Annotated in this window: 5 protein-coding genes and 4 pseudogenes; all 9 read left to right on the top strand. The window is 43.7% G+C overall.

Translation table 11 applies throughout. The annotated features are described in order from the left end of the window. Positions 1-931: pseudogene (locus LQK91_RS21730) on the top strand (RHS repeat domain-containing protein); the annotation flags it as partial. Between the two features lie 15 nt (positions 932-946). Then, positions 947-1,156: a hypothetical protein gene (locus LQK91_RS21735; RefSeq protein ID WP_105100186.1), complete on the top strand. Its 210-nt coding sequence runs from the start codon at positions 947-949 to the stop codon at positions 1,154-1,156. Between the two features lie 435 nt (positions 1,157-1,591). After that, positions 1,592-2,227, top strand: a pseudogene (locus LQK91_RS22140) (RHS repeat domain-containing protein); the annotation flags it as partial. Between the two features lies 1 nt (position 2,228). Next, a complete protein-coding gene (locus LQK91_RS22145) occupies positions 2,229-2,633 on the top strand; it encodes a hypothetical protein (RefSeq protein WP_039660436.1) in 405 nt (134 codons plus the stop codon). Further along, positions 2,630-3,109, top strand: coding sequence for a hypothetical protein (locus LQK91_RS21745; RefSeq protein ID WP_105100185.1), 480 nt, complete (start codon positions 2,630-2,632; stop codon positions 3,107-3,109). Before LQK91_RS22145 ends, LQK91_RS21745 begins: the two co-directional genes overlap by 4 nt. A 232-nt stretch (positions 3,110-3,341) precedes the next feature. After that, positions 3,342-3,861 (top strand): annotated as a pseudogene (locus tag LQK91_RS22040) (RHS repeat domain-containing protein); the annotation flags it as partial. Further along, on the top strand, positions 3,845-4,003 hold the full coding sequence (locus tag LQK91_RS21760; protein WP_082040843.1) for a glycohydrolase toxin TNT-related protein: 159 nt from the start codon (positions 3,845-3,847) through the stop codon (positions 4,001-4,003). The pseudogene LQK91_RS22040 and the gene LQK91_RS21760, both read left to right, overlap by 17 nt. Continuing rightward, positions 4,000-4,359, top strand: coding sequence for a hypothetical protein (locus LQK91_RS21765; protein WP_146257639.1), 360 nt, complete (start codon positions 4,000-4,002; stop codon positions 4,357-4,359). Before LQK91_RS21760 ends, LQK91_RS21765 begins: the two co-directional genes overlap by 4 nt. 67 nt (positions 4,360-4,426) lie before the next feature. Beyond that, positions 4,427-4,741, top strand: a pseudogene (locus LQK91_RS21770) (hypothetical protein); the annotation flags it as partial.

Consider the following 4,741-nt stretch of genomic DNA (forward strand, 5'->3'; position numbering starts at 1 on the left):
CGTGGAAAGCCCGGAGATTTACTGGTTCCATAACGCGGCCAACGGGATGCCGGAGCTGCTGACTGACGCTGAAGGGCAAAAAGCCTGGGAAGGCATCAACAGCCCGTGGGGCAAGCTGCTGCGCGAGTCCAGCCAGCGGATGCCGGGCTACGATCAGAACCTGCGTATGCAGGGCCAATACCTGGACCGGGACTAATTTGCTTAAGCAAATTTGAACATCGCTTCAGCGATGGCCCCTGGGGGGTGAGGCACCGCAGGTGCCGAATTAACCGGACTGCACTACAATCTGTTTCGTTATTATGACCCGGACAGCGGACGGTTCACCCAGCAGGACCCGATAGGGCTGGCGGGCGGGATTAACCTTTACCAGTATGCGCCGAATGCGCTGGGATGGGTGGATCCGTGGGGGTTGAGTTGTAAGAACGCGTGGAATGATTTTCAAAGGAAAACTAAAGGCGCATTCTCTTCAGTAAAACAGGCTGCTCGTGCATACAAAGCTACAAAAGGAATTGCGAAACCAGAAAAATTCCCTGATCCTGTTACTTACTTAGATTCTGATAAAATTAAATCTCACCTAAGTCAATTTGAAGATGGAGTTTCAAAAATCGCATGGGGTGTCAATCCTGCATATTCTGAAATCGGACCACCAGGTGGGCATTTTGTTATGCCTAAATCAGTGGCTGATGATGTAATTAGCCGATCTGGCGGTGATGTGCGCACAATTGAGAAAATGTTAGGATTGTCGAAAGGAGATCTAGGTGACGCACCTGTAAGAATTGACATATCTAATCCAACTGGGTTACGTATGCCATCTGGTAATGAGGCGGGCGCAAATAATTTTTGGCTGCCTGGGGGGTATACATCTGGAAGGATTCCTGAAGCAACTATAGATCCAACACCTTTGGATCAAGCCGTTATCAAGAAAATTTAAAGTAAGGAGTACATGATGGGTGAAGCTATATTTAGTGGCAATGGCATGTTTGTTACTCTAGAAGATGGAAGATATTATATCAACTATGACGCTGGTGGAATTACTAATAAAGATGTTAAATCTGAGATAAGCGAAGAAGAGTTTAATAAAGCCAAGCTTAGCGAACAAGACGCATATGAAGTAATCATACGCACTCAGGTAAGAGATAAAATAAACTGTTATTAGTAAGCTTGTTAATCTTATAATATAACGCCCCCAAACGTTGCCAAAGTATATTTCTATAAAATATACTTTGGCCTTTATTTTTTAATGCGATAGCTGTCTTGCTATTTTTTACATGTCAGCTTATCACAAAGAAATTTATTATGGGGTTTTTATAAAATAAATTAATTAAATCAAACATGATATAATGTGTGACTATAAAGACATATTGCTATATAATCGCTAATTTCCGAGTTTGTTTCGATTAAAGTAAGTGACTTAAGATTCCTAAGTTAAGGATCGCATTAAATCTCTAATTATAAACGGTTCGATAAGTTTGATCCTTAATATTCAAAAATTAGTCTTTGTTGTATAATTATATTTTTAAATCTTTTAGTAGCATCACGTGCTGGATAAGGCGTTTGCCTCACGTTCCTTTCCATATCCCCTCCCTAAACACAATCCAAGCCGCGCACTAAGGTGAGTTTCCGTTACGATCCGCTGGGACGCCGTATCAGTAAAACCAGCCAGCAGCTGTTACAGAGCAGGCCGTCGGGGAAGGCCGTAACGACACGCTTTGTCTGGGAAGGCTACCGTCTGTTGCAGGAGATCCACGACGGCATTCCGCTGACCTACGTTTACAGCGACAGCCAGAGCTATGAGCCGCTGGCCCGTATTGGTGGGGTTGAAAGCCCGGAGATTTACTGGTTCCATAATGCGGCCAACGGGATGCCTGAGCTGCTGACTGACGCTGAAGGGCAAAAAGCCTGGGAAGGGATCAACAGCCCGTGGGGCAAACTGCTGCGCGAGTCCAGCCAGCGGATGCCGGTCGTTCAGCAGAACCTGCGTATGCAGGGCCAGTACCTGGATCGGGACTAATTTGCTTAAGCAAATTTGAACATCGCTTCAGCGATGGCCCCTGGGGGGTGAGGCACCGCAGGTGCCGAATTAACCGGACTGCACTACAATCTGTTTCGATATTATGACCCGGACAGCGGACGGTTTACCCAGCAGGACCCGATAGGGCTGGCGGGCGGGATCAACCCTTACCTGTATGCGCCGAATGCACTGGGTTGGATGGAGCCCGTGGGGGTTGATGAAGTGTAAAGACCCTGCGAAAGAAGCAACTAAGTGGCAGGGGCCACATAACGATAACTATCCATTCATAGATGTTTATGAGAATACAGTTATAAAAAAAGGGACGATACTTTATGCGCTTCATCCGAATGGAGATCAGTTACCTGCTTATACTGTGAGTCATCCTACTGTCAGACAATATAAAGGTAATCCACTTGGCTATCATGAGGCTTTGCAGGTTAAATTGGACCCAAAATATCCAATGCGTTCAAAGGTAAGAGCATATTCTGTTACAGAAGATATATATGTAGCCAGAGGACGTGCTGAAGCTAATCCTCAACATGGTAAGGGAGGGGGGCTGCAGTTCTATATTCCGGAAGAAGCCCGACTTAAACTGAAACCTGGGAAAGTAATTGACATATGAAAAAAATGAATTTAGACGAGTCAAATGGAGCTTTACTTATTGATGGAAATGAAATAGATCTTTCCTCTTACAGTGCCTTTACTAATTCTTCATTTTTTAAATGTGCTGATGATTTGACACCTTTTGGGAAATATTATTTTTTTTCAAAAGATGTCCTTTGGCATAATGAACCATTTTTTGTGGAGTTCAGACCATCCGTTTTTTCAATTAAGGGTAGTGTTTTTCTTACCAGCAAAACTGGTGAATTTTTTAAGAATATGAATGATTGGGAAAAAAGAGCAAACTTAAATGTTTTAAAGGGAGAAGAGAGTAGATTGTTTGCATGGGTGCTAAATAGATACCCTAGTAATTATAAAGGTACAATAGAAAACCCTCCTTATGGTCATGTTTGGAGTTTTACATGGGGAGAAATAACAGTGCAGTCAGATACAAACGCATTTGAATGCGGGATATACATTAAATGGAGCTTAATTTAAATCTTCATGTCTTGCTTATATTTCAATGTAAAATATTTGTGTAAAATCATCATGATGATGCACTAATATTTGAAGGTTAAACGTGACTCAGAATGGAGTTGTAGCCGCTGGCAATAAGGTTTTCATTACTGCTCCATCTGAAAATATTAATGGTTTTAACCGCTGGTTTTATTGCTACAGATCAGCTCTGTTGTCGCATAAGTAAAACAACCTAAATTTGATTTAGAAAATACCTTCGGGCAGCTACATAACCCCGTGCTTTATGCTAGATGGTTCTCACCTGCTGTAGGAAATCTCCGACGGCTTTCTGCTGACCTACGTTTACAGCGACAGCCAGAGCTATGAGCCGCTGGCGCGTATTGATGGAGTGGAAAGCCCGGAGATTTACTGGTTCCATAATGCGGCCAACGGGATGCCGGAGCTGCTGACTGACGGTGAAGGGCAAAAAGCCTGGGAAGGAATTAACAGCCCGTGGGGCAAGCTGCTGCGCGAGTCCAGCGAACGAGTTCCGGTGGTGAAGCAGAATCTGCGTATGCAGGGCCAGTACCTGGACCGGGACTAATTTTCTTTAGCAAATTTGAACATCGCTTCAGCGATGGCTCCAGGGGTGAGGCCCCGCAGGGGCCGAATCAAGAGGACTGCACTACAATCTGTTTCGTTATTATGACCCGGACAGCGGACGGTTTACCCAGCAGGATCCGATAGGGCTGGCAGACGGGATCAACCTCTACCAGTATGCGCCGAGTGCGTTACACCTATGAGGTATTAAAACCTTATGAAGTTGATGCAGGTCCGGCAATTCATTGGTTTGGGAAACCAGGAATGAATAAGCAATACCAAACAGCTGATTACATTGAAGATCTTATCAAATATAGAGTCTTGAAAAAGTTATGAAGAATTTTATTAACAATAAGGTTTTGCTACATGATGGTATTGAAAATAACTTTATCCATGAAAAGAATTTTATTGAATGCCCATACTGCTCTGGAAAAATTGTTTTTTCGGTTTATGGTTCAAAAATTTTCAATTCAGAAGATTTAGAGTTTAAGGCGCTTTACTCAAAAAAAATAAGAGGAGTAAAAGAAAAAATTAAAGGTTCGGGTCGTTATAATTATGATGGAGAAGCTGTCAGCTTTTTTGAGACGGAGTGTGATTTTGAAAATCATAAGGCAATAGTCTTTTTTACATTTTCTGAAATCCAACCATCCAGGTATTCATCTCATTTGATAGGTCTTTTTCTAAGAGATTAATTCCCTAAATTTTATTATAAATAATATTTTAGTTAATTGCATTGATTGTTGAGAGATTATACGTGATTCCCGGCGATTTAGCTTCGATTACGGCAACAACCTGATCCGTGAAGAGCGCGACGATAATCCGTTCAGCCAGACATTATAGAACTCCGATAACGCCGGCCGGCTGTTGTCCCTGGAGGGCGCACAGCCGGGCAATGAGCAATGGCGCTGGGATGGCGCAGGCAATCCGCTGGATCGCCATAGTGCCGCCATGTGATGCATAACCGCGTCACCGAGCTGAATGGTATTCGCTGGAAATACGATATCCATGGCCGTACCACGGAGAAAGATGACGGGCATACCCGCTGGCGTTATCGCTACGATGGTGAGCATCGCC

Origin of the sequence: Pantoea sp. MHSD4, assembly GCF_021043305.1 — a bacterium.
Taxonomy (GTDB): domain Bacteria; phylum Pseudomonadota; class Gammaproteobacteria; order Enterobacterales; family Enterobacteriaceae; genus Pantoea; species Pantoea eucalypti.

What these genes read in the sequence shown, in the direction of transcription:
- LQK91_RS21735 (WP_105100186.1), top strand. Translation starts at nt 947, where the DNA reads ATGGGTGAAGCTATATTTAGTGGCAATGGCATGTTTGTTACTCTAGAA.
- LQK91_RS22145 (WP_039660436.1), top strand. Translation starts at nt 2,229, where the DNA reads ATGAAGTGTAAAGACCCTGCGAAAGAAGCAACTAAGTGGCAGGGGCCA.
- LQK91_RS21745 (WP_105100185.1), top strand. Translation starts at nt 2,630, where the DNA reads ATGAAAAAAATGAATTTAGACGAGTCAAATGGAGCTTTACTTATTGAT.
- LQK91_RS21760 (WP_082040843.1), top strand. Translation starts at nt 3,845, where the DNA reads ATGCGCCGAGTGCGTTACACCTATGAGGTATTAAAACCTTATGAAGTT.
- LQK91_RS21765 (WP_146257639.1), top strand. Translation starts at nt 4,000, where the DNA reads ATGAAGAATTTTATTAACAATAAGGTTTTGCTACATGATGGTATTGAA.